Below are 19,923 nucleotides of genomic sequence, written 5' to 3' on the forward strand. Positions count from 1 at the left end.
TGGGGTTTTCATGAATGTATTGATCGTTTCACATTGTTTTCATCCATTTGTAGGTGGTTTAGAGGAAGTAGCTTTTCAACAAGCTAAAATGTTAGTGGAAAAGGGACATGAAGTACAAGTTGTAACCAGCAATATAGGTAATAATGGAAAATTGAAAAAATCTGAAGAAATTGACGGAATAAAAGTATATAGGGTTTCTGCAAGTGATTTCTTATATAAAAATTTTGACATCCCGCAGCCCATTTTTAATGCTTTAGAACTGAATAGGGTATTGAAAAAGTTTGTTAAAAGGGCGGATTTAGTCCATATTCATGATAGATTTTATATGTCTTCTATTTTTGCCACAAAAATTGCAAGAAAATTTAACAAGCCCATAATTCTCACTATACATGTAGGGGAAGTTGTCTATAATAAACTATTGTACAAACTATTTTATGGAATTAACGAAAGACTTGCTTATTATGTTGTAAATAACGCGTCCAAAATACTTTCGGTTGGTGAAGAAATCAGTGAATATGTTTATAATAAATTTAAAAGAAAGTCTGAGGTAATTTCGAACGCCGTTGACACAACCTTTTTCCAACCAGACTTTGAAAGGCATGATAATAATTTTATAGTCCTCTTTGTTGGCAGATTCACCTATAAAAAAGGCGTTGACATTATTGTTGATATTGCGAGAAGATTAAATAAAATAGATAAAAGTATACGCTTTATTTGTATAGGTGACGGTCCCAAAATGCCTGAAATTAAAGAATCATCAAAGCACATTGAAAATTTAATTTTAAAGGGAATAGTTACAAATAAAAACGACCTAAAGAAATATTATAAAGCCTCAGATATCCTCATTTTCCCTTCAAGGAAGGGAGAAGCAAGTTCACCACTAGTAATCCTTGAAGCATTAGCCTCTGGTTTACCAGTAATAGTGAAAAACACAGGAGGCCATGCAAAGATAATAAAGGATGGTGAAACAGGCTTTGTTGTTGATAATACTGATGAAATGATTGAAAAAATAATATATTTAAAAGAAAATAAAGACATGCTAAAGAGAATGTCTTCAAGTGCGAGAAGATATTCAGAAAGATTCAGCTGGTCAAAAAATACTGAAAAACTAATATCAATTTATGATTCAACACTAACTGATCATTTATGAAAATACTTATCTTAACACCATACTTTCCACCAAGAAAAGGTGGAGTGGAACATTATACATATAACATATCAAAGATATTATCAGAAAATGGCCATAAAGTAACTGTGATTACAACAGGAAAAACCAAAGAGGAAATCCTCGATGATATTAAGGTAATAAGAGTCAAAAATAAAATTTTAATCTCTAACACTCCTATCAATATACATTTGCCATTTAAAATTTCAGAAGTTTTAAAGAAAGATTTTGATATTGTGAATGCCCATATGCCAGTACCGTTCTATTCAGACATAGGTGCAATCACAAGCAAAATAAAGAATGTAGCATTCATTTTAACCTATCATAATGATGTAACCAAAGATGAGGGTCTTTTAAAGATTCTATCATCAATTTACAATAAAAGCCTCCTACAATTTACGCTTAGAATAACTAAAAAGATAATAACACCTTCACCATACGTATACAATGAATCCACTATCATAAGTAAATTTGTCGATAAAACTGTATGGATCCCCCCAGGAGTCGACGTGAACACCTATAAACCTGGAAAAAGCAACATGAAAAATAGATACAACTTACCTCAAGATTCCAAGATAATATTGTTTGTGGGTGCAATGAACCGTGGACATGCCCATAAAGGAGTTGAAATTCTTTTGAAGGCATTTAGCATGATCAAAGCAGATAATATTTACCTTGTTTTAGCTGGTGGAGGAAACATGATACCCGAATACAAAAAACTTGCAAAGTCCCTTGGAATAGACGATAAAACAATATTCACAGGATTTATAGATGAGAAATCATTGATCGACTTTTACAGAGGATCCTATATGCTAGTTCTGCCAACATTAACAGCCGCAGAAGGTTTTGGAATGGTCCTAATAGAGGCCAATGCATGTGGCAAACCAGTTATAGGCTCAAAAATTGGGGGGATAAAATATGTTATAAAAGATGGTGAAACAGGGCTTCTTGTGCCGCCAGGAGACCCTAAAACACTAGCAAATGCCATTATGAAGTTATTAGAGGATGAGGAACTCGCCAAGAAAATGGGCTCAAAAGGCAGGAAAATGGTGGAAAAAAATTATACTTGGGATAAGGCTGCTAAGATGACGGAAAAGGTCTATAGAGAGGTTGTTTAATGAGAATATGTTTACTTGGCGAATTCGATGTTGATTTGGATGAGGCGATGCGTAAAACAGCATATTATCTCTATAAACATCTATCTAGAGGTCATAAGGTTCTTAAACTTGATCTTAGGGATATATTCTCATTTTCATTTTGGCGCACGTTGAAAGATTTCAGACCTTCTATTGTGCATTATGTTAGCGGTTCTTCACTTAAAAGTTTCATGATATTAAAATTGATAAGCGGAGTCTTTAATGCTAAGTCTATAATTTCAATAATGCGCCCGACATTTTCAAGATTCTCTCTCCAGATTATCAGATTTTTCAGGCCGGACGTTGTAATTGTACAATCTCCCGAAACTGAAAAAAAGTTCAAAAGCTTAGGATTTAACACAATATTCTTTCCTCTTGTAGGTATCGACCTTGAAAAGTTCCATCCATCCTTAAAAGACGAAAAAGATGCGTTAAGAGCTGATTTTAATCTGAGAGAGGGTGATTTTATTGTCCTCCACATAGGATCTATAAAGAAGGGAAGAAACCTAAAATGGCTCATTAAATTACAAGAGTTTGATGATATTCAAGTTGTAATTGTTGGTGCCGTTTCGCAAGGGATTGAAGAAAAAATGTTAAATGAATTAAAAAATGCTGGTTGCATAATATGGGACAAATATTTTGAAAATATAGAACTGGTATATGCCCTTGCTGATTGTTATGCTTTTCCAGTCGTCCCAAAGGAAAATCTAATAGGTAAAAGTAAAGCTGATTGTATAGATATGCCGCTTTCAGTTTTTGAGGCCATGGCATGTAATCTTCCGGTGGTCTCAACCAAATTTGGCGGGCTCCCTCAAATTTTCGAAGAGGGTGATGGTTTAATTTTTGTTGAAGATATTAAAGAGTTTGTCGAAGCCGTTAAATATTTCAAGGATTCAGATACGATGATTAAGACTCGTGAAAAGGTTAGAATTTATTCATGGTCTCTGGTATCAAGGAGAATCGAAGATGTCTACAAAAAATTCTAGGAAATTTTTAATATCTTTCAGCGGAATCGACGGTTCTGGTAAAACCACACTTGCTAAATATATAACAAATATACTTAGAGGGCATGGTTTTAAATGTAATTATGTTTATGGAAGATTAGAGCCCCTAATGTTAAAGCCTTTTATCTTCCTTGGCAGAAAACTGTTCCTTAGAAAGAGCGACATGTTTAGAGATTATATGGGTTACTCCAATCAAAAAAGGAATAAGGTAAAGAGACATCCACTCCTATTCAAAATTTATTTTTTTATAATGCTCTTGGACTATCTAATACAACTGTTTTTAAAGATTACGATTCCATGGGTAATGGGAAATAGTATTGTGTGTGATAGATACATTTTTGACACTGTCATAAATGATTTTGCCGTGGACATGGAATACTCAAATAAGGACATGGAAAAAGAAATTGACAAGTTTTTCCGTTTCTTCCCAAAACCAACACTGTCATTTTTCATAGACGTCCCCGAGAATATAGCATTCAAAAGAAAAGATGACACGCCATCATTAAAATATTTGGAAGAACGAGCCTCCAAATACAAATTCATAGCCTCAGAATATAATATGATAAGAGTGGATGGCAACAAAGATCTAAAAAAAATAAAAAGATTCATTGAAAAAAAAGTTTCTGAAGAGGTGCGCTTGAAATGAAGGTAATGATAATTGGTATCGATGGATTAGATAATGAATTATTAACTAAATTTGAAAAAGACTTGCCTAATTTTAAGAAATTAAGAGAAAGATCTCCTCTCATAAAATTAACTTCAGTGTTTCCTCCTGATTCTCCCACAGCTTGGACTTCAATTTACACAGGTAAAAACCCTGCAGAACATGGAATGGTTTTCTTCAAGGATCCATTTAGCAAATCTCGCTATGGAAGTTACATAGGAAACGATATTTCCAGAAAAACTTTTTGGGACATTGCAGGAAAACAAGGAAAAAAAGTCTGTGTTCTTTTCCCACATCTTGGATATCCGGTATGGCCTGTCAATGGTATAATGATCGGAAGAACAACAGAAGTTGATATCAAGAAATTCGACATTCAAACTTGGCCTAAAGAAATTTCCACAAAATATGATCTCTCAGGTTTAGAGCCCATGACATCATATCCTGTAAATGTTGGAGATATGATAGAACCAACAAAGGAAGTTATCTTAAATGAAGTTGAATTAGCGAGTCAGTTGTGTCGAGACTTTAATTGGGATCTTTATTTTTTCTATTCTTCTTCACTAGATAACATACAACATCTATTTTGGATGTATTACGATAGGGAGGATCCTTTCTATTGGGAGGGTAATCCTTATGAAAATGTAATTCCCGATTTCTACAAATTTTATGATAAAAATGTGATAGGAAGATTTCTCAAAATCATTGATTCTGATACCGTGTTAATAGTTTTGAGCGATCATGGACATGCAATGAGACCAGCCAAAGTTGTTAACATAAATGAAATATTAAGGAAAAAAGGATTTTTAAAAAAGAAAAAAGAAATGATAGGTTTCGAAAATACCTTCATAGATAAAATGAAGAATGCAATTCTATCAGTTATAGATCAATATAGAATAATTGGAAAAATGGCATCTATATTCTTGAAATTATTCCCACAAGGATTATCTTTTTATACGAACATAACCCCAATTGATAATAAAAGTATTGCCTATCTATCAGACCCTTCAGGGGGTATAAAAGCCTATAGCTACGCTGGAATAAAAATAAACAAAAAAATCGTAGATGATTCTTCATATGAAAGCCTAAGAGACCAAATTATTAAAATATTATTATCTATCGAAAACCCTGGAAATTCCGGGAAGCTTGTGGAATGGGCTAAACGAAGAGAAGAAATTTACAATGGTAAATATATTAACAAATACCCAGATATCGTTTTTAAACTAAAGGAAGGGTGGGGTGCTGGATTAGAAATAAATGAAAAAATATTTTCAAAAAGTAGATCACACAAACTACACTCAGGAAATCATCGGATGGAAACCCCAGTATTACTCATATATAATGAAAAAATAGAATTTGATTTAACAAAGAACTTAGAATTAATGGACATAGCTCCCCTAATATCTAAATTCCTTGAAATGGAATGATCAACATGAAAATATGTTTTATAAGCCGCTTTTACAAACCCTTCGTAAGGGGAGGGGCTGAAATTTATGTCGGTAAAATCGCAGAAAAACTCGCTAAAAAAGGCCATGAAATATTTGTTATAACCCCAGCGCCCAAAAACCAAAATTACGCAGAAAAAATAAATAATGTGAAAATATATAGAATATCACCACTTAACATTTACAATGCCTACGAATCCCTCAAAAAACCTCTCCTGTCGAAAATAGTTTATCATTCCTTGGATTTATTTAATTTACATTCATATAGGCTCATAAAGGGAATATTAAAAGACGAAAATCCAGATATTGCACACATAAATAACTATAAAGGATTATCGCCCCTAGCATTCAAGGCTGCCAAGGATCTTAAAATACCAATAGTTTTCACAGCCCACGACTATTCAAGCATTTGTATAAGAGCAAACCTACTCAATGAAAAAGGAGAAATATGCGAAAATCCACGAATACTATGCAAAATATACAACAAAATACAAAAATCCTTAATCCAAGATAAACCCGATATTGTAACAGCACCATCAAATTTCGTCCTCCAAAAGCTAGAATCAAGAAGACTATTCAATAATGTTAAAAGGATTGTCCTACCTAATCCGGTAGAGACAAGGAAAAGAATAGAAAAGGACTATGACAACATTGATATTTTATTCGTTGGTTCACTATCAAAGCATAAAGGACCGCAGATACTCATCAAAGCATTTAAAAAACTTAAAGAAGATAACTTGAGGCTTCACATCCTCGGGAAAGGCCCAGATGAGGACAGGCTAAAAGAACTTGCAAAAGATGATGAAAGGATAATATTCCACGGATTTCTCACTGGCAAGGAACTCATGGACATGTACAGGATGGCAAATGTTACTGTTGTACCATCAATAGGGCATGAAGTTTTTGGCATGGTTATACTAGAAAGTTTTATGCATTCGACGCCTGTTGTTGCAAGCAGGATTGGGGGGATACCAGAACTTGTGAAACATGGATATAATGGTTTTCTGTTTGAACCAGGAGATGATAACGAACTTGCAAAGGTATTAAATAAGTTTTCAGGGGATCCGGAGATCCTGGGGAAACTTGAAATGGGAGCTTACAAATCAAGCAAGAAATATGATATAAAAAAGCATATAGATAAGTTGGAGGAGATTTATAGGAGCTTAACATAAAAACCGCAAAACATTGAACATCCCTAAATACGATAATCCTCTCAGTCCCAATAAAAAAACAAGGTGGTTAGATTGTTCGCTAGAAAAATAAAAAAAGTCTATAAAGATCAAGGTTTCATAGGCCTTATCAAAGCTACCTTAAGATTTGTTCGTGAAGTTCTCTTATATTATATTATTCTGAGTATTCTGAGGGAAGATTTTCAAAAATTGAAGATTTTGTTCCAAAGGATGCTGAAGATGCTTTTAATTTTATCTCAGAAGAATTCTTTGGAGTTTTCAAGCCGCAGCAAAAAAAGAGTGAATTCTTAGAACTGTTAAAAATTTTCGAAAAAAAGAAACCTCGTAACATTATGGAAATTGGGACATACCGAGGGGGAAGCCTATTCTGCTTTTGTAAATTAGCCCCTAATGCCAAAAAGATAATTAGTATTGATTTACCTCCATTAGCTTATGAAATTAGATATAGACGATTTTTTAAATATTTCACAAAAAGAGGGCAGAAATTGCACCTTTTAAAAGCAGATTCGCATAGAAAGGAGACCCTAGAAAAAGTCAAGGAAATCCTAGATGGTGAATTTCTAGATTTTCTTTTTATCGACGCCGACCATAGCTACAAGGGCGTGAAAAAGGATTTCGAAATGTACTCTCCCCTACTAAGACCTGGCGGGATCATAGCATTCCATGACATAGCCAAGCTAGGTGTCAAAAAATTCTGGGACGAAACAAAAAGACAATTCAATTATAAGGAAATCTTAAAAGAAAATAGCAGCGCTGGCATAGGAATACTATTCCTCAATCACGATTTTGAAAAACCCGCTCCATGCAATAAAAAGCTACATGAAAATTTTGTAATCTGAAAGAAAATAGTGGCGCAGCTATTAATTGGGTGAGTATGACAACCCAAATTAGATGATGAAGCATCCTCCAAAAAGGAAAAAAGTTCCAATAGGGAGTTAAAAATCTTCTCCCATCAAGGAATAATATGTTTTCATCTCACCAAAATTGAAGCAACGACCAGCTATTCCACCATTTTTATTATATTAGACTTTCTATCATTTCAGCGCTTGATCATCCCAGCCTCTCCCATCATATTTTCCATTTGGATGCACCCTATTTTTAAAGAATCCACACCAACTAGCCTCAATTTCCCGTACCCATATCAAAAGCTATAACCGTCAATCACTCTTTTCAAAAAAATACTTGCCATTAATCACTTACTATAGCCAAATACCAATTCATTACATTCAACAAATTCCTGGTAGTCTCCATATCTCCTCTTTTTTTACTAAACCAAGAAACTGGATTCAAAAATAGGGGAGACCATCCCCACCCGCCCATTAATCCGCACTTTCATCTGACACATACATGACACAAGATCTTGAAAGTGTGATCACACACCCCCCACAAAATAGTGTTAATACACATAGAGTGAGAGGGGTATGAGATAAGAGAGGAAACGCTAGGGGTGAAAAAATATTATATATATTGGTGGGATTTGAAAATTGACACCAGTCAAAAAGGTCGTAGAATACTTTGTTTTGTTAATGTGGATGTTAGGGTGGGAAGTGACAAAAAAGAAGAAAAAATCACCCTGTCATGGTCAATGATTCCTGTTCTAATTCAAGATAATTTGGCTGGTGTCATAGGGTGTCAAAGCCGATGTCACCCTAAAACCACCCCTCCTTGGTAATACCCCATAATACTAATCCTAATTTTTTGGGCCCAAAAAAATGTTTTAATATAAAATTAAAAAATAGTATTATTTTTGTGCGGGGGTGGATCAAAATTGAAAAAGAAAATACTCCTACACATACAGGATGGTGAGCATGTTGCGGTTCGATACAAAAACATAGAAGATTACCTGGACCTGGAAACAGGCCATGAAAAAATATTCCTGGAACATATAAACCCGGCGAAGGAAGTGGCATCGGAAATACTTTCAAAATTGACAAAAACAGCAAGAAACACAATATACAAAAAATACACAACAAACGAAATCATACAAGAAATAAAAAAGAAAACAAAGGACAAAAAAGTGCTAATAGTCTTCAACGACCTACAACAGATGTCCAAGAGTACAATGCGAATCTTCCTCGACACCATAGACAATATACAAGTATTCTGCAGTATACGGGGACGAACAGAGAAATACCACACCAGGCTATTAAAAAAGATGGTGATACTCACTGACCCAGAAGACGAAATCATCGACATTAAAATCCCAATGATAATCTTCGTGGGAACACTCGCATTTCTAGTATACCTGAAAATGGCGATGAGCCTATCAGGCCTAACAGCATACATTATCCTCACATCAGTATGGTTCGGAACCATAATCGCCAGAACACTACTATGGATCGCAAAGTGAAAAAACATGACGGGAATAATTTTCGAGTTTTATACCATTCAATTTTATTAAAAGCGGATTTTTGTGTAACTGTTAAATTATAGGAGCATGCGCTTATAACTGTCTGTAAAAGGTTTTCTTCTATCTTTTCTGCCAAACTGTACTTTTCCAAGATCTTAATGTGATATCAGATTCATCAAGAAGCCCTGAAAGTAAACATAGAGTTTTAAGGGGAATTCTTGCTTGCTGTAAAAACTTTCTTGGCACCAGATAGAATATAAAAAATTAACCTACTCATGAATATTGGATACATCATATCCCTCATAAGCTTTTATTCCCCCCTCTAACTTATATATTACACCTATATTTCCAATTTCTTTGTAAATTGAATTCTTTTTTATTTCATTCCAAAACTTTTCCACTCCCGCACCTCGGAGAGCGATGTCATGGAAAGCGATAATACCACCAGATTTGACTAGTGGAGAATACATTTCGAAATCCTTTTTCACGCCCTTGTAGCTATGGTCGGCGTCGATAAAAAGAAAAGCTATTTTATCGTTGTTTAGCACTTCTTTAACCCTTTTTTAGGGTTTCATTTTTTATGTGAGTCTCCTTTTAATAAATGGAGCTTTCTTTTTGTGAAGTATTTGAAATATTTCCTATAATAGTTCGTAGGCTAAAGGCGGTAAATCAACGCTGATTATCTTAGCATTATTTTTGGGCTAATTTGCAAAAGCAGAATAGGCTTCCGCATTTTGCAGTGCCAATTTACATCACACAATCTGGATTATTCTCCCTAAAAACCCTTAATAAGCCTATAAATTCTTCTCTTCTCTGTTGTGGTTTAAATGCTTCTGGAAATTTCTCTGCGATAAAATCAAAAAAACGTATCTGGGATCATTTGAAGAAAATCTTCTCAATTTTGTGAAATTTTCCCAAATTCCAATCCAATAATAAACTACAGAATAAAGAAATTTCAAAGTCGAAAGGACAACCCCCCATTCAAACCTGTTTCCATATACCTTCATAACTTTCTTCATAAAAATTCTCACCTTCAATTTTCTGCTCTTTCATATGGGGGGATTACTGCGGGCCGTTTTCTGTGAGGTTATGAGCTGCTTTATTGGGAGTTTTTCATTTTTATCCCATCGTATGGGGCGTTTTTAATTAAATTAGAATCTTTGAGCCTCCATTGTCATAGATAACGCTTTTATCTGTGAATAGCCCAAGATATTTGGTTAATGGCTCCACATTATCCATTTTCAGTTTACCATTAATAAACCTTGGAGGTCTACCTGGCGTGTCCTTGAATATGAGACCCTCGTTTATGTTAAGATGTCTTAAATATATGTAATCGCCTTTTGTGAATGGGCCTGTATTATTGAAGAAAAAGTGGTCCATTCTCGGCTTTTTGTCGAAGCCTAGTAGGATTCTGTGGTCGCCTACTCTGTCGGTATGTATGGTTGAACTTTTGTTGCCATGATAATTTAGCCATGCTGCGCCTGTAACTTCACTGTCATAGATGAAGGTTTCATATCTTCTCTCTCCGGTGTTGTCATAGGCATAGGAGTATGGTATGCCACAGAGCTCATATTGTAGATAAGTTGTGCATAAAAATCCTAAAATTAAAAGTGTTAATATGATAATTTTCATCACTTTTTTCTGATTGGATTTAATGAGTTTTTTTGCATGATCTGTTATGAATCTCACCCCTATTATGAAACAAGGCGCCAATATCACGAGTAATTGTGAAAATAATCTTGTACCCCCATAAGCTTTTGAGACATAGGGTATGATGACAAATGATGCGAGGATAGCCAAGATTACTAGAGTGGAGGCGATATACTCATCATTTACCCTGTATCTTTTCTGATAGTCTTGTCTGAAGAATAATGCCAGTACTCCGATTCCAATAATCAGGAAGATGGTATCATGGACAAAGGTGCTTAAGAAGTTGGGAAAATGCGCCAAACCAATGCCAAGCACCGCCTGTTCTGAATAATTCCTAAGTTCCAAGGAAAAGAAATTCGCCATACTCTTAAAAGTTTCGATAATAACATGGGAAGTGTGTCTGAATATGGGGCCTGTAAGCTGTGCATACCATAAAAACATGAAAACAAAGAAGAAAATGGCCAGGTTCTTACTCGAGAAGGTCCTTGTATACTTCCATGGAAATTTAATTCCCTTCAAGTGCCTGCTTGCCCATATAATGAATGGTGGTAAGGCCACGATAGCGAAAAAAACATAACTTGAAGTGTAATGAGAAAAAACCGTTGATATGATGAATATTATGAAAAGAGCTTTCTTATAAGATTCCTTTATAGAGGATGTTAAGATCATGATGGCGGCCGCGAAAAATATAAATGCAATAAGCTGACGCTGATATTGCCCCATATAAGTGTAGGCAAATTGGAACATCAAGAGTAAAGTGGCATAGAATCCCATCTTCCTGCTGTGGAGGATTCTCCTCGAAAAAACATACATAGGCAATGGTACAATGGCCCCAATCATAGGATGATAAAACTTGAATACAAGTATGGGGGAGACGCCCAACAAGTACTTGTAAATAGCTGGCAATATTGTAAGGCTCAAACAACCATTATAAGCATGATATGGATCAAAGATATTCCAATGATGATTAATCAAACTCCTCTTAAAACAATAATATTCCCAGTGAATGTCTCTTCCAATAATATAATTAGATGGTAAAGTGTTCAAGGCAAGAAGAGAAAAACCAAAACACCACAATGTAAGAGGATAAACAATAGGATGAACCCTTTTCTCAAAGGCCAAAGCAAGAACATATACTGGTATACTAAACAACACAAAAAGTAAGATAATATTATTGGAATAATAATTCATCATATATGATCCAAGCACTGTTAAAACAGGTAAAAAAAGAGGATAAACCGCAACCGGCGAAAGCAAGCTTTTCCACTCCCCAGCAAATGAAAAGTCGCCTTCACCCTTCCATCTTACACACAATAAAATAATCACGAGAATATTCAACGAAACCAACAATGGAACCAAACTTAAAGGTTTCGGGATCAAGGGATACAGACTATTCACAAAAAGCCCTGCAAACATGACAAGAGCAAGACTCAATGCAACAGACAAAACAAAATTCTCAAGAGGCTTAACATCCAAACCCCTAATTAACAAGTAACCCGGGACCATGCTAAAGAAGAGAAATGGCAAAGATTGCCTTAAAAAGGGAACATCAGCCAAAATAACAATATCTGTAAGTATTAGCAACATCAGAATATAAAGGATATCCCGTCTCACCTGCTCTCCTCCCCCACTAAACATGAAATATGATCATCGACAAAAGTACCACCATAATGATAATCCCACTACACCCATATATATTTTTTACACCTGATATATTCTTGGACTGGGGGTACTATTACAAGAGCTTGAGGATTATACTTTTGAAGTATTTCAAGTTTCACATGGGTACAGTTATCCTTTTATGCTTTTTAAAAGAATATGCTTTGCATGACTTCAAAGATCTTAGATGTTGGAAGAATTCTTTGACAGCATTACTCTACTACAAGGGGTTATAAAAATTTGACAACATTTGGGATTTCCCATTTTAAGAACGCATCTTGACATCGTTGAAATACCTCAGAGGGTCTCCCATATCATCTTTTGATTTAAATTTGCAAATTCCTTAAGGAATGGGTTAAATTGCCAAAAATTGACCTGATAATATTCGCCGAAGTATTAGAGCATTTATATGTGCACCCAAAGCATGTCTTTAAATTTTTAAAGTCTGGTTTAAAGTGGAGGTTATCTTATTGTTCAAACACCTAATGCCGTTGCTATAGGAGATAAAGATGATTTTGGGTTTACATCCATATGAAGAGATTCGTAGAGAAGATGACCCCGGACATTTCAGAGAATACACAAAGAAAGAAATTATAAAATACGGGGAAAATGTTGGCCTAGAATTGGCGATGCACGAATATAAAAGTTATTTTGGAGTAAAAGGATTCACAAATTTATTATACATTTTAACATCATTTTTAGGCAAGGCCAAACTTTTATAAAAAAGAGATTATTGGTGATTTCTATGAAGAAGATAGGAATAGCTGTTGTTGGAGCAAGGCCAAGCTGCTAATACAATTCACTTCCCATCATGTAAAAACATCAAAAGAAGCTGAGGTAACAGCGATCTGTAAAATAGAGAGTTTGGTGAAAAAACCGTAAACAATAGTAGAATTGATCAGAAAAGAGGAAAAAATAACATCAGAAATTCTGGCATGACAAATATGCAACATGTAATTTGGGGAACTGGGAATGATACATCCATAGTTCCCTTTAAACTTAGTAAAATTAAAGTTGAAATGGAAAATTTAAAATCGTAGACGAAAGTTAAAAGAGTGAAACCAGAAACTAAGAAAAACTTTGATTATTCAGCAGGGATAAAAAAGAATAAGTGGGATATGATGATAACGAAAGTAGTTGATTTTTTAGAAAATTCAGGAAGTGGCAGGTTTTTGTTAATCTTTGGCATGGAATGCCTTTAAAAGCTTTGAGTTATGTTAGAAAAGATGATAATTTTCTGTTAGATTATTCTTCAGATGATAAAAATTATTATCTTTTTGCGACTTCTGTTGTTATGAGGAATGCTCTTGCAGCTTGTTTTAACCAAGATCCACGGCGAATTTTTATAACGGGTCAGCCCAGGAATGACAAACTTTTCAAAAATTCTAATAAAGACCTTGAAAGACTCTTAAATATTAATTTAAATGACTATAAAAAGGTTATTTTGTTTTTACCTACATTTAGAAGATCCCAAAAAGAGATTAACGGAGAACTTATCAGCTATAATTTTAATTTCCCAGACTTTAATAGAGAAGTTTTCAGTCAATTCCTTCGCTCCAATCAAATCCTTTTACTAGCTAGGTTCCACCCCTTTGAAGAGTCCATAACCAAGCCTTATTTTAAAAAAATGAATAACGCCATACTTATTACAAGTGAAATGTTACAAAAGAATTTTATGGACCTTTATGATATCCTTAGTTGCGCAGATGTTCTTGTAACGGATTATTCTTCAGTATACTTTGATTTTTTACTTCTTGACAGATCTATAATTTTTGCTGTTCCCGATCTTGACGAATACCGCAAGAAGAGAGGTTTCGCACTAGAATCTTATGAGTTTTGGACGCCAGACCCTAAAGTTAAAAATTTTGATGAATTTCTAGAAGAACTGGAAAAAAACATAAAAGACCCTGAATATTATCAAAAAGAGAGAAGAACCATAAACGAGCTCGTAAATTATTACAAGGATGGTAATTCTGCCGAAAGAATATACAAGATCGTCTTCGAAGATGAATTATGAAAGATCATTTTATTTTTATCAATTTGTCGGAATATTTTGCCAGATTTTCTAAGCCTTAACGAATATTCCACGTCATCAAAAAGAATGGGAAACTCTTTTTTAGGTAATTCAACCTCCATAACCTTTTTTCTGTTTATTAAAAAGCCTACAAAAATTTCAACATCATTTCAACAATCCATTTGTTGTAACACTCTCTTTTAAAAGGATACCAATGTGCAGGAAACCTATTCTTAGATACTCTCGATGATTGAAATAAATGTTTCCATCCTATATGATAATTGAACAAAGGACAGCAATATTTTTCATTTGCATAATCTAGTAATCTTTCCAGGCTGTCGTTTAAGGTTCAGCATCGTCGTCCATAAGCCATATCCAGTCGTGGCCATCATTGTAAGCTCTTTTCACGCCCTCATGAAAACCGCCCGCCCCTCCAACGTTTTCCCTCATGCGCACATAAACCACTTTTATTAACCTACCATCATGAAGGTTTTCTATTTTTGTCATCTCACTTTCTTGGGTTTTTATGTAACCTTGCTCTTGCAGCAGCTGTGGTGTTCCATCAGTCGATGCATTATCAATAATATAAATAGCGTTAAGAGGCCTTGTCTACCTCCTTAGCCCCCAAACATTCAATTAATAATTTCTTCGGTTGTAAGTCACGACCACTGCAACTATCTCCTCTTCAAATGTTGTGAAGGTCTCTCCTATATTAATGAGTTTTGTGAGTCACTCTAGTGGGAGTACGTAGTTTCATGCTCTTGGTCTGGCTTGCGAATTATGTAAATTGGATTCCTTAATTGATAAATTAAGGGCTTTGTAGAAATCATATTTTCTTTATTTTGATGAGGGTTTTTACGTGCATGTATATGTAAATGTCTTTGAGCTTGTGTTTCCACTGTATATTTGCCATTTACTCCTGAATAATTTTTATCGTCTATTACTTTCCTCAAAACTGACGTGGCTGTTTCCATGATGTTTCTTTGGTTGTATAATGGTTTCCTTGCAGAATTCTAGCATCACTAAGAACATTTGCCTTTCCCTATGTTCTTTTTTTTTGGCTGGTATTCATGCTGTTTGCTTCCAGTTCAAATTATAAACGCGATATATTTCTTTCCCGTCACCTGTCCATACTGAAAAACCCCACTGGCTTATACTTTTCTGCTTTAGTGGGTATCGCGTCTTTTGAGTCGTGTCTATGGGTCCCTGGAAGTACATTGAAAGAGTACACCTGTTTTTGTGTGTTTATTGTTATCTGGTTTTTGGTGTAGCTTTTCCTCCACTTTTTTGTGTGATTTGGCTTTGGGCGCAGGCTTGCATGGCCCACTTGCTAATGTTCTATCAAAATGGCTATCCAAGGATCATTTATGTTGAATAAACGAACATTTAATTGGGCATTTTATCCAGGATCCGTGATCTCGGTGCGTTTAAATGAACTTCTAAAGTGTGGTGCTGAATCTCCTTAAAGCCAAGCATTCGGAGCGCTGAAGACATTAAACTAACGATGTGAATGCACGGTACTTGAGCTCTAATAGCGTCTTCAAGACCCTAAGTTGGCTTTGAGTGTACTTAAACCTTGATTTGGTGGTTGAATATGGGCTGGTAAAGCCCCCCTTAGCCACTTTAAATGCAACACCTGTAAACCTTACTAATTCGTTTCCACTATATCATCCTTGGGAATCGCAGCGGATCACCTTTCAGGTGTTGGTGATTAATACCTAGGTGATATTCTTATATGATTTCTACAGAGCCAAAATTATTATATTGGTGAAATTAGAAAAGGGAAATTTATGAAGTTTATGATTTTAGGTGTCAATCAGAAAAATAAAGGTAATGCGGCTTTAGTCAAGACCACGATAGAAATCATAAAAAAGGTTATTAGAGATCCTGAATTTTATTTAATGGGTCCTAACGAAGATTTTCTAGATAAGCATAGGATCATCGAAAATCCTACTTATGGAATGTCCCTGAGAAGTCCCCAAAGTATTATAAAATCCTTTTTAACGCTTCTAAAGATTATTATCTGGAAAGGATTTAAAATGAAATTTAGAAAAGATGATTTTTTATGGTATATGCAAGAATCTGATATCGTTATTAATAGTGGTGGTGATCACCTTTCAGGAGAGTATGGTAGAGCAAGTATCATAACATTGACAAATCTTTTATATGCCCTTTTATTGGACAAGCCCATTGTATTATTTTCAGAAAGTTTAGGCTACCATAAAAGCCTTATAGTTAAGAGATTATTAGATTATGTCCTTGAAAGATCCGATCTAATCCTCTTAAGGGAATCTGAATCATATCAATATGTTCAGGAGCATATAAGAACAAAAAATTATTATTTAACCGCGGATCCCGCCTTTATTCTAGATTCATCTAAGACAAACATTGAAAAATTCGACAGACCCATTATCGGGTTTAATATAAGCCCTCTTCTATCACAATTTGCCGATAAGATCGATATCCTAAGAATCTCAACAAAAGCCATTGAAAAAATCTCTAAAATGTTAGGTGGTACACTTCTTCTCATACCCCATGTATACGGAAAAGATTCAGATCTTAAAATTTTATCCCAAATATACAATCATCTTAGTTTGGATAACATTTTTTTGATCGAGGATGAATATGAACCTGAAGAATTAAAATTTATAATAGGCAACTGCGACCTTTTTATAGGTGCTAGGATGCATGCCACCATAGCTGCTACTTCAATGTTTGTCCCAACTGTCGGGATAGCATACAGTCATAAAATGCATGGGATAATCGGTGAAATGCTCAGCCTTGAAGATTATATAATCGATCTGGAAGATTTAAACCATGAAATATTAATTGAGAAGGTGATGAAGGCATGGGAGAACAGGGAGAGAATAGTTGAACATCTTAAAAAGACAATCCCGAGAGTGAAAGAAAGAGCCTTAAAAAATGGCGAACTTTTAAAGAGATTATGTGATTCACTTTCCTAGAAAATCCCTTCTAGCCTTTAAAGATGCGATAAGAGAATATAGGGAAATGTACCTCCTTTTAAGTGTCCATGGGATCTTTAATCTTGAAGGTTCGAAAAATCCTATTATCTTATCAATAAAGTCTATTCTAGGAAAATTACTATGATATAAGGATTTCATGTGCAACTTTTTCTTCACATATAAATTATAGATTTGTGAGAGAATAACCTTTTCGGGTTTGATTGGTTCTATTCTACAAACTCCTTTATTTTCCATTTCTTTGAGAATATTAGAATTCTTCCTTGTAATGATTAGTGTCTTTCCCTTTTTTTCATTTTTGAATTCGCTTAGCCATGGATCGGCGAAGGACATGTCAGAGAGCTCTGCCATATGATCCACACAAAAGTTACACCTTTTAGGAATAAAAAGCTGCCCAAAACCAGACCCCCAATATTCAGGTAGTAGTAGTATTGTGCCTGATTTTGTTTCTATTTTTAAATTTCCTGGCCAGCCTTCTCCACGATAACTTATATTTTTAATTTCTTCTTTTTTGATGTTGAGTTTTTCTAGTAGGAATTCTGTTGCTTTGAATGTGGGTGTGTGGTTGCAGACTATGCCAAGATGGTATTTTATGCGTTTTCTTAATTTTTTATTGATTTTTTCAGCTTTTCTTATTCCATGTATGTGGCATGGTAAGCCTACTATGGCATATTTTCCTGGTGTTTCAAGTATTTCCTTTAAGCATGTGTTTGCTGGTACTGGACAATATTTGGATCCTTTTGATTCTTTTATTTCTTTTGGTGTGCGGGCGATGAATGGTTCTGGTTCAGGTGGTTTTTTAGGATTCATACGCGTTACAAGGGCACCATCAATAAGACCTTCCTTAAGAAGATAGAGTAAAATTTGGGTTACCATACCCCCAGATGATGAATTATACCTTAACTTTTCATTTGATGAATATCCAATGTAGCAATCTTTGTAATTTCCAATTAGCAAGTCTTTTGGTTGTCTTCCGAATATCATCATGTTAAGCTCCTTGAAGTCTACGCCAATCCCGGGACATGCTTTTATGCATGTCATGCATTCATTGCATTCCCCTTTGATAATTGGCACATAGATTCCCTTTTTTTGGTCTATCTCCATTTTTATAATATTTTGAGGGCATAGGCCTGCGCAGGTCCCGCAACCAGTGCACAGATCCTTCACTTCAGTGATGTTTTTCATGCTTCTTTCCCCAACAAGTTATTCAATAATAGCCTGTCATCATCTCCAAAGGTTTTCAATAGGAAGAGGAATAAGAAATAAATGATTGTGGCAAGACCAATAATGATAAATGGGTTCAGGTTTTTTATTGGATATATTGTCATGGCCATTATGATTGATGCTATTAGGGGTTTTGTGAATGTTCGATTCACATTTATGGTCTTATAATAGCGTCCTATATAAAATAGGAATAGACAGTATAGTAGGAGTTCTGATAGTACTGTGGCTATGCTTGCACCTATGTAGCTGTAATATGGTATTAGTATAAGGTTTAGGATGATGTTGAAGGCTGCGCTTATTCCTACGCTGAACATTCTGTAGCCTTGTCTGTTTATGGAGCTTAGAAGTGTTCCTGTGATAGTGCTGACGAGCCGGATGGGTATGAAGAGCGCCAAGATTTGGAATGCTATTATGGCGCCGGTATATCCTCCAGCATAAAGTATTAGTATGAATTTGTCTGCGAGTATGAAACATCCAATGGCAATGGGAAAGCCAAAGATTGCAAGATACTTAGATGAAATAATTGTAAATTTTCCTAGGGATTCTTTATTTTCTTTATAGTATTTTGACATTACAGGGTAGATTGCGGCTGACACTATCCCCGCGACAATCATACTCAGACTTAGAAGGGGGTTATAGGCTGCATTATATATTCCAACGGCAACATCACCCTTTAAAAAACCTAGGAGTATAGTGTCTATCTTGAAGAAAAACACTGCAAATAGCGCGTTCAAACCAAAGGGTAATCCCATTATTAAAAGTTTTTTCTGGAGTCCCCAATCAATCTTAAAAAGGGGTTTTATAAACTTTTTGAAGGTTATGGTTGCTGCGAGGATCATATCTATGATGCCTGCCAGGATATAAATGTATGCGACTGCTATCACACCATACCCCTGAAATAGGACTATTAAAGTAAAAGTCGCGATTATTACACGTTCTATAACTTGGAATAGTGCGACATATTCCATTTTCTCCCAAGCCTGGAAGAGTGAAAGGTAAGTACTTGAGAGTGTCGATAAGATATTGTAAATTCCGAAAAGATAGAGTAGAATGGATAATATCTTAGGGAATCTAAGAGTCCATGTTATCAGAATGATACCTATGAATGTTAAAATTGAAAGCAGAATCTTTAATAGGATGGCATTGTTCACATAATATTCTGATAATTGTTTTTTTCTAGCTATTTCTCTTATGAGTAGTTGGCTAATGCCGAGGTCGGCGAATATCGCGAAAAGGTTTGTAAATGAAAATGCAAAATTATATTTTCCAAAATCGGCTTCTCCAAGGAACCTTGCAAGGTATATGAGAAGCACGAAGGATATTAGCGCGGTTAATACTTGCGCTGCTCCCATCACTCCCATATTCTTTACTATTCTCTGAATTTGATTCATTATAATCACTGACAAGCTAGGTGCAGATAATTTTCCTCTTCTTTTTTAGAGAC

At 35.0% G+C, this 19,923-nt stretch carries 18 protein-coding genes; 12 read left to right on the forward strand and 6 right to left on the reverse strand.

Annotated elements, in window-relative coordinates; translation table 11 throughout:
• Positions 1-10 precede the first annotated feature (10 nt).
• The 8 genes from ACZ5XX_RS07505 to ACZ5XX_RS07540 all read left to right on the forward strand — a co-directional run bounded on the left by ACZ5XX_RS07505 (position 11) and on the right by ACZ5XX_RS07540 (position 8,951).
• Positions 11-1,150, forward strand: coding sequence for a glycosyltransferase family 4 protein (locus ACZ5XX_RS07505; protein ID WP_464584041.1), 1,140 nt, complete (start codon positions 11-13; stop codon positions 1,148-1,150).
• On the forward strand, positions 1,147-2,283 hold the full coding sequence (locus ACZ5XX_RS07510; RefSeq protein ID WP_464584043.1) for a glycosyltransferase family 4 protein: 1,137 nt from the start codon (positions 1,147-1,149) through the stop codon (positions 2,281-2,283). Before ACZ5XX_RS07505 ends, ACZ5XX_RS07510 begins: the two co-directional genes overlap by 4 nt.
• The gene (locus ACZ5XX_RS07515) at positions 2,283-3,287 is read left to right on the forward strand and encodes a glycosyltransferase family 4 protein (protein WP_464584045.1); all 1,005 of its coding nucleotides are present in this window, start codon (positions 2,283-2,285) and stop codon (positions 3,285-3,287) included. The genes ACZ5XX_RS07510 and ACZ5XX_RS07515 overlap by 1 nt, the downstream gene beginning before the upstream one ends.
• Positions 3,288-3,624: 337 nt before the next feature.
• Entirely contained in the window at positions 3,625-3,951 is a 327-nt protein-coding gene (locus ACZ5XX_RS07520) for a nucleoside/nucleotide kinase family protein (RefSeq protein ID WP_464584047.1), read from the forward strand.
• Entirely contained in the window at positions 3,948-5,393 is a 1,446-nt protein-coding gene (locus ACZ5XX_RS07525) for an alkaline phosphatase family protein (protein WP_464584049.1), read from the forward strand. The genes ACZ5XX_RS07520 and ACZ5XX_RS07525 overlap by 4 nt, the downstream gene beginning before the upstream one ends.
• Before the next feature lie 5 nt (positions 5,394-5,398).
• Positions 5,399-6,583 (forward strand): glycosyltransferase family 4 protein, encoded by a 1,185-nt coding sequence (locus ACZ5XX_RS07530; protein ID WP_464584051.1) that lies wholly within the window; start codon positions 5,399-5,401, stop codon positions 6,581-6,583.
• A 347-nt stretch (positions 6,584-6,930) separates the two neighbouring features.
• On the forward strand, positions 6,931-7,440 hold the full coding sequence (locus tag ACZ5XX_RS07535) for a class I SAM-dependent methyltransferase (protein ID WP_464586315.1): 510 nt from the start codon (positions 6,931-6,933) through the stop codon (positions 7,438-7,440).
• A 929-nt stretch (positions 7,441-8,369) separates the two neighbouring features.
• Positions 8,370-8,951, forward strand: coding sequence for a hypothetical protein (locus tag ACZ5XX_RS07540; protein ID WP_464584053.1), 582 nt, complete (start codon positions 8,370-8,372; stop codon positions 8,949-8,951).
• A gap of 269 nt (positions 8,952-9,220) precedes the next feature.
• Here ACZ5XX_RS07540 and ACZ5XX_RS07545 read toward each other — a convergent pair whose 3' ends face one another.
• From ACZ5XX_RS07545 to ACZ5XX_RS07555, 3 genes are all read right to left on the reverse strand, one after another.
• Entirely contained in the window at positions 9,221-9,439 is a 219-nt protein-coding gene (locus ACZ5XX_RS07545; protein ID WP_464584055.1) for a hypothetical protein, read from the reverse strand.
• 306 nt (positions 9,440-9,745) lie between these two features.
• The gene (locus ACZ5XX_RS07550) at positions 9,746-9,970 is read right to left on the reverse strand and encodes a hypothetical protein (RefSeq protein ID WP_464584057.1); all 225 of its coding nucleotides are present in this window, start codon (positions 9,968-9,970) and stop codon (positions 9,746-9,748) included.
• Between the two features lie 127 nt (positions 9,971-10,097).
• A complete protein-coding gene (locus tag ACZ5XX_RS07555; RefSeq protein ID WP_464584059.1) occupies positions 10,098-12,239 on the reverse strand; it encodes a DUF2206 domain-containing protein in 2,142 nt (713 codons plus the stop codon).
• Between the two features lie 530 nt (positions 12,240-12,769).
• Between ACZ5XX_RS07555 and ACZ5XX_RS07560 the strand changes: the two genes are divergently transcribed.
• The 3 genes from ACZ5XX_RS07560 (at position 12,770) to ACZ5XX_RS07570 (ending at position 14,277) form a co-directional block, all read left to right on the forward strand.
• Entirely contained in the window at positions 12,770-12,982 is a 213-nt protein-coding gene (locus ACZ5XX_RS07560; RefSeq protein ID WP_464584061.1) for a hypothetical protein, read from the forward strand.
• Between the two features lie 333 nt (positions 12,983-13,315).
• Complete coding sequence (locus tag ACZ5XX_RS07565; protein ID WP_464584063.1) at positions 13,316-13,462, forward strand: hypothetical protein; 147 nt, start codon at positions 13,316-13,318, stop codon at positions 13,460-13,462.
• Positions 13,453-14,277 carry a CDP-glycerol glycerophosphotransferase family protein gene (locus ACZ5XX_RS07570; protein ID WP_464584065.1) on the forward strand — a complete coding sequence of 275 codons (825 nt, stop codon included), beginning with the start codon at positions 13,453-13,455 and terminating at the stop codon, positions 14,275-14,277. The genes ACZ5XX_RS07565 and ACZ5XX_RS07570 overlap by 10 nt, the downstream gene beginning before the upstream one ends.
• Before the next feature lie 339 nt (positions 14,278-14,616).
• Here ACZ5XX_RS07570 and ACZ5XX_RS07575 read toward each other — a convergent pair whose 3' ends face one another.
• Positions 14,617-14,865 (reverse strand): glycosyltransferase, encoded by a 249-nt coding sequence (locus ACZ5XX_RS07575; protein ID WP_464586319.1) that lies wholly within the window; start codon positions 14,863-14,865, stop codon positions 14,617-14,619.
• Between the two features lie 1,199 nt (positions 14,866-16,064).
• On the opposite strand from ACZ5XX_RS07575, the gene ACZ5XX_RS07580 reads away from it, so the two are divergent.
• Positions 16,065-17,237: a polysaccharide pyruvyl transferase family protein gene (locus ACZ5XX_RS07580; RefSeq protein WP_464584067.1), complete on the forward strand. Its 1,173-nt coding sequence runs from the start codon at positions 16,065-16,067 to the stop codon at positions 17,235-17,237.
• On the opposite strand, the gene ACZ5XX_RS07585 is transcribed toward ACZ5XX_RS07580, so the two are convergent.
• Positions 17,226-18,440, reverse strand: a complete 1,215-nt coding sequence (locus tag ACZ5XX_RS07585; protein ID WP_464584069.1) for a Coenzyme F420 hydrogenase/dehydrogenase, beta subunit C-terminal domain — start codon at positions 18,438-18,440, stop codon at positions 17,226-17,228. The genes ACZ5XX_RS07580 and ACZ5XX_RS07585 overlap by 12 nt on opposite strands.
• Positions 18,437-19,840 carry a flippase gene (locus ACZ5XX_RS07590; protein ID WP_464584071.1) on the reverse strand — a complete coding sequence of 468 codons (1,404 nt, stop codon included), beginning with the start codon at positions 19,838-19,840 and terminating at the stop codon, positions 18,437-18,439. The genes ACZ5XX_RS07585 and ACZ5XX_RS07590 overlap by 4 nt, the downstream gene beginning before the upstream one ends.
• Positions 19,841-19,923: the final 83 nt, after the last annotated feature.

This window comes from Methanothermobacter crinale (assembly GCF_055397825.1).

Excerpts from the sequence above, each read along its gene's own strand:
- ACZ5XX_RS07570 (WP_464584065.1), top strand. The coding sequence starts at position 13,453 with ATGCCTTTAAAAGCTTTGAGTTATGTTAGAAAAGATGATAATTTTCTG.
- ACZ5XX_RS07560 (WP_464584061.1), top strand. The coding sequence starts at position 12,770 with ATGATTTTGGGTTTACATCCATATGAAGAGATTCGTAGAGAAGATGAC.
- ACZ5XX_RS07505 (WP_464584041.1), top strand. The coding sequence starts at position 11 with ATGAATGTATTGATCGTTTCACATTGTTTTCATCCATTTGTAGGTGGT.
- ACZ5XX_RS07530 (WP_464584051.1), top strand. The coding sequence starts at position 5,399 with ATGAAAATATGTTTTATAAGCCGCTTTTACAAACCCTTCGTAAGGGGA.
- ACZ5XX_RS07585 (WP_464584069.1), bottom strand. The coding sequence starts at position 18,440 with ATGAAAAACATCACTGAAGTGAAGGATCTGTGCACTGGTTGCGGGACC.
- ACZ5XX_RS07590 (WP_464584071.1), bottom strand. The coding sequence starts at position 19,840 with ATGGGAGTGATGGGAGCAGCGCAAGTATTAACCGCGCTAATATCCTTC.
- ACZ5XX_RS07525 (WP_464584049.1), top strand. The coding sequence starts at position 3,948 with ATGAAGGTAATGATAATTGGTATCGATGGATTAGATAATGAATTATTA.
- ACZ5XX_RS07580 (WP_464584067.1), top strand. The coding sequence starts at position 16,065 with ATGAAGTTTATGATTTTAGGTGTCAATCAGAAAAATAAAGGTAATGCG.
- ACZ5XX_RS07550 (WP_464584057.1), bottom strand. The coding sequence starts at position 9,970 with ATGAAGAAAGTTATGAAGGTATATGGAAACAGGTTTGAATGGGGGGTT.
- ACZ5XX_RS07555 (WP_464584059.1), bottom strand. The coding sequence starts at position 12,239 with ATGTTTAGTGGGGGAGGAGAGCAGGTGAGACGGGATATCCTTTATATT.
- ACZ5XX_RS07510 (WP_464584043.1), top strand. The coding sequence starts at position 1,147 with ATGAAAATACTTATCTTAACACCATACTTTCCACCAAGAAAAGGTGGA.
- ACZ5XX_RS07515 (WP_464584045.1), top strand. The coding sequence starts at position 2,283 with ATGAGAATATGTTTACTTGGCGAATTCGATGTTGATTTGGATGAGGCG.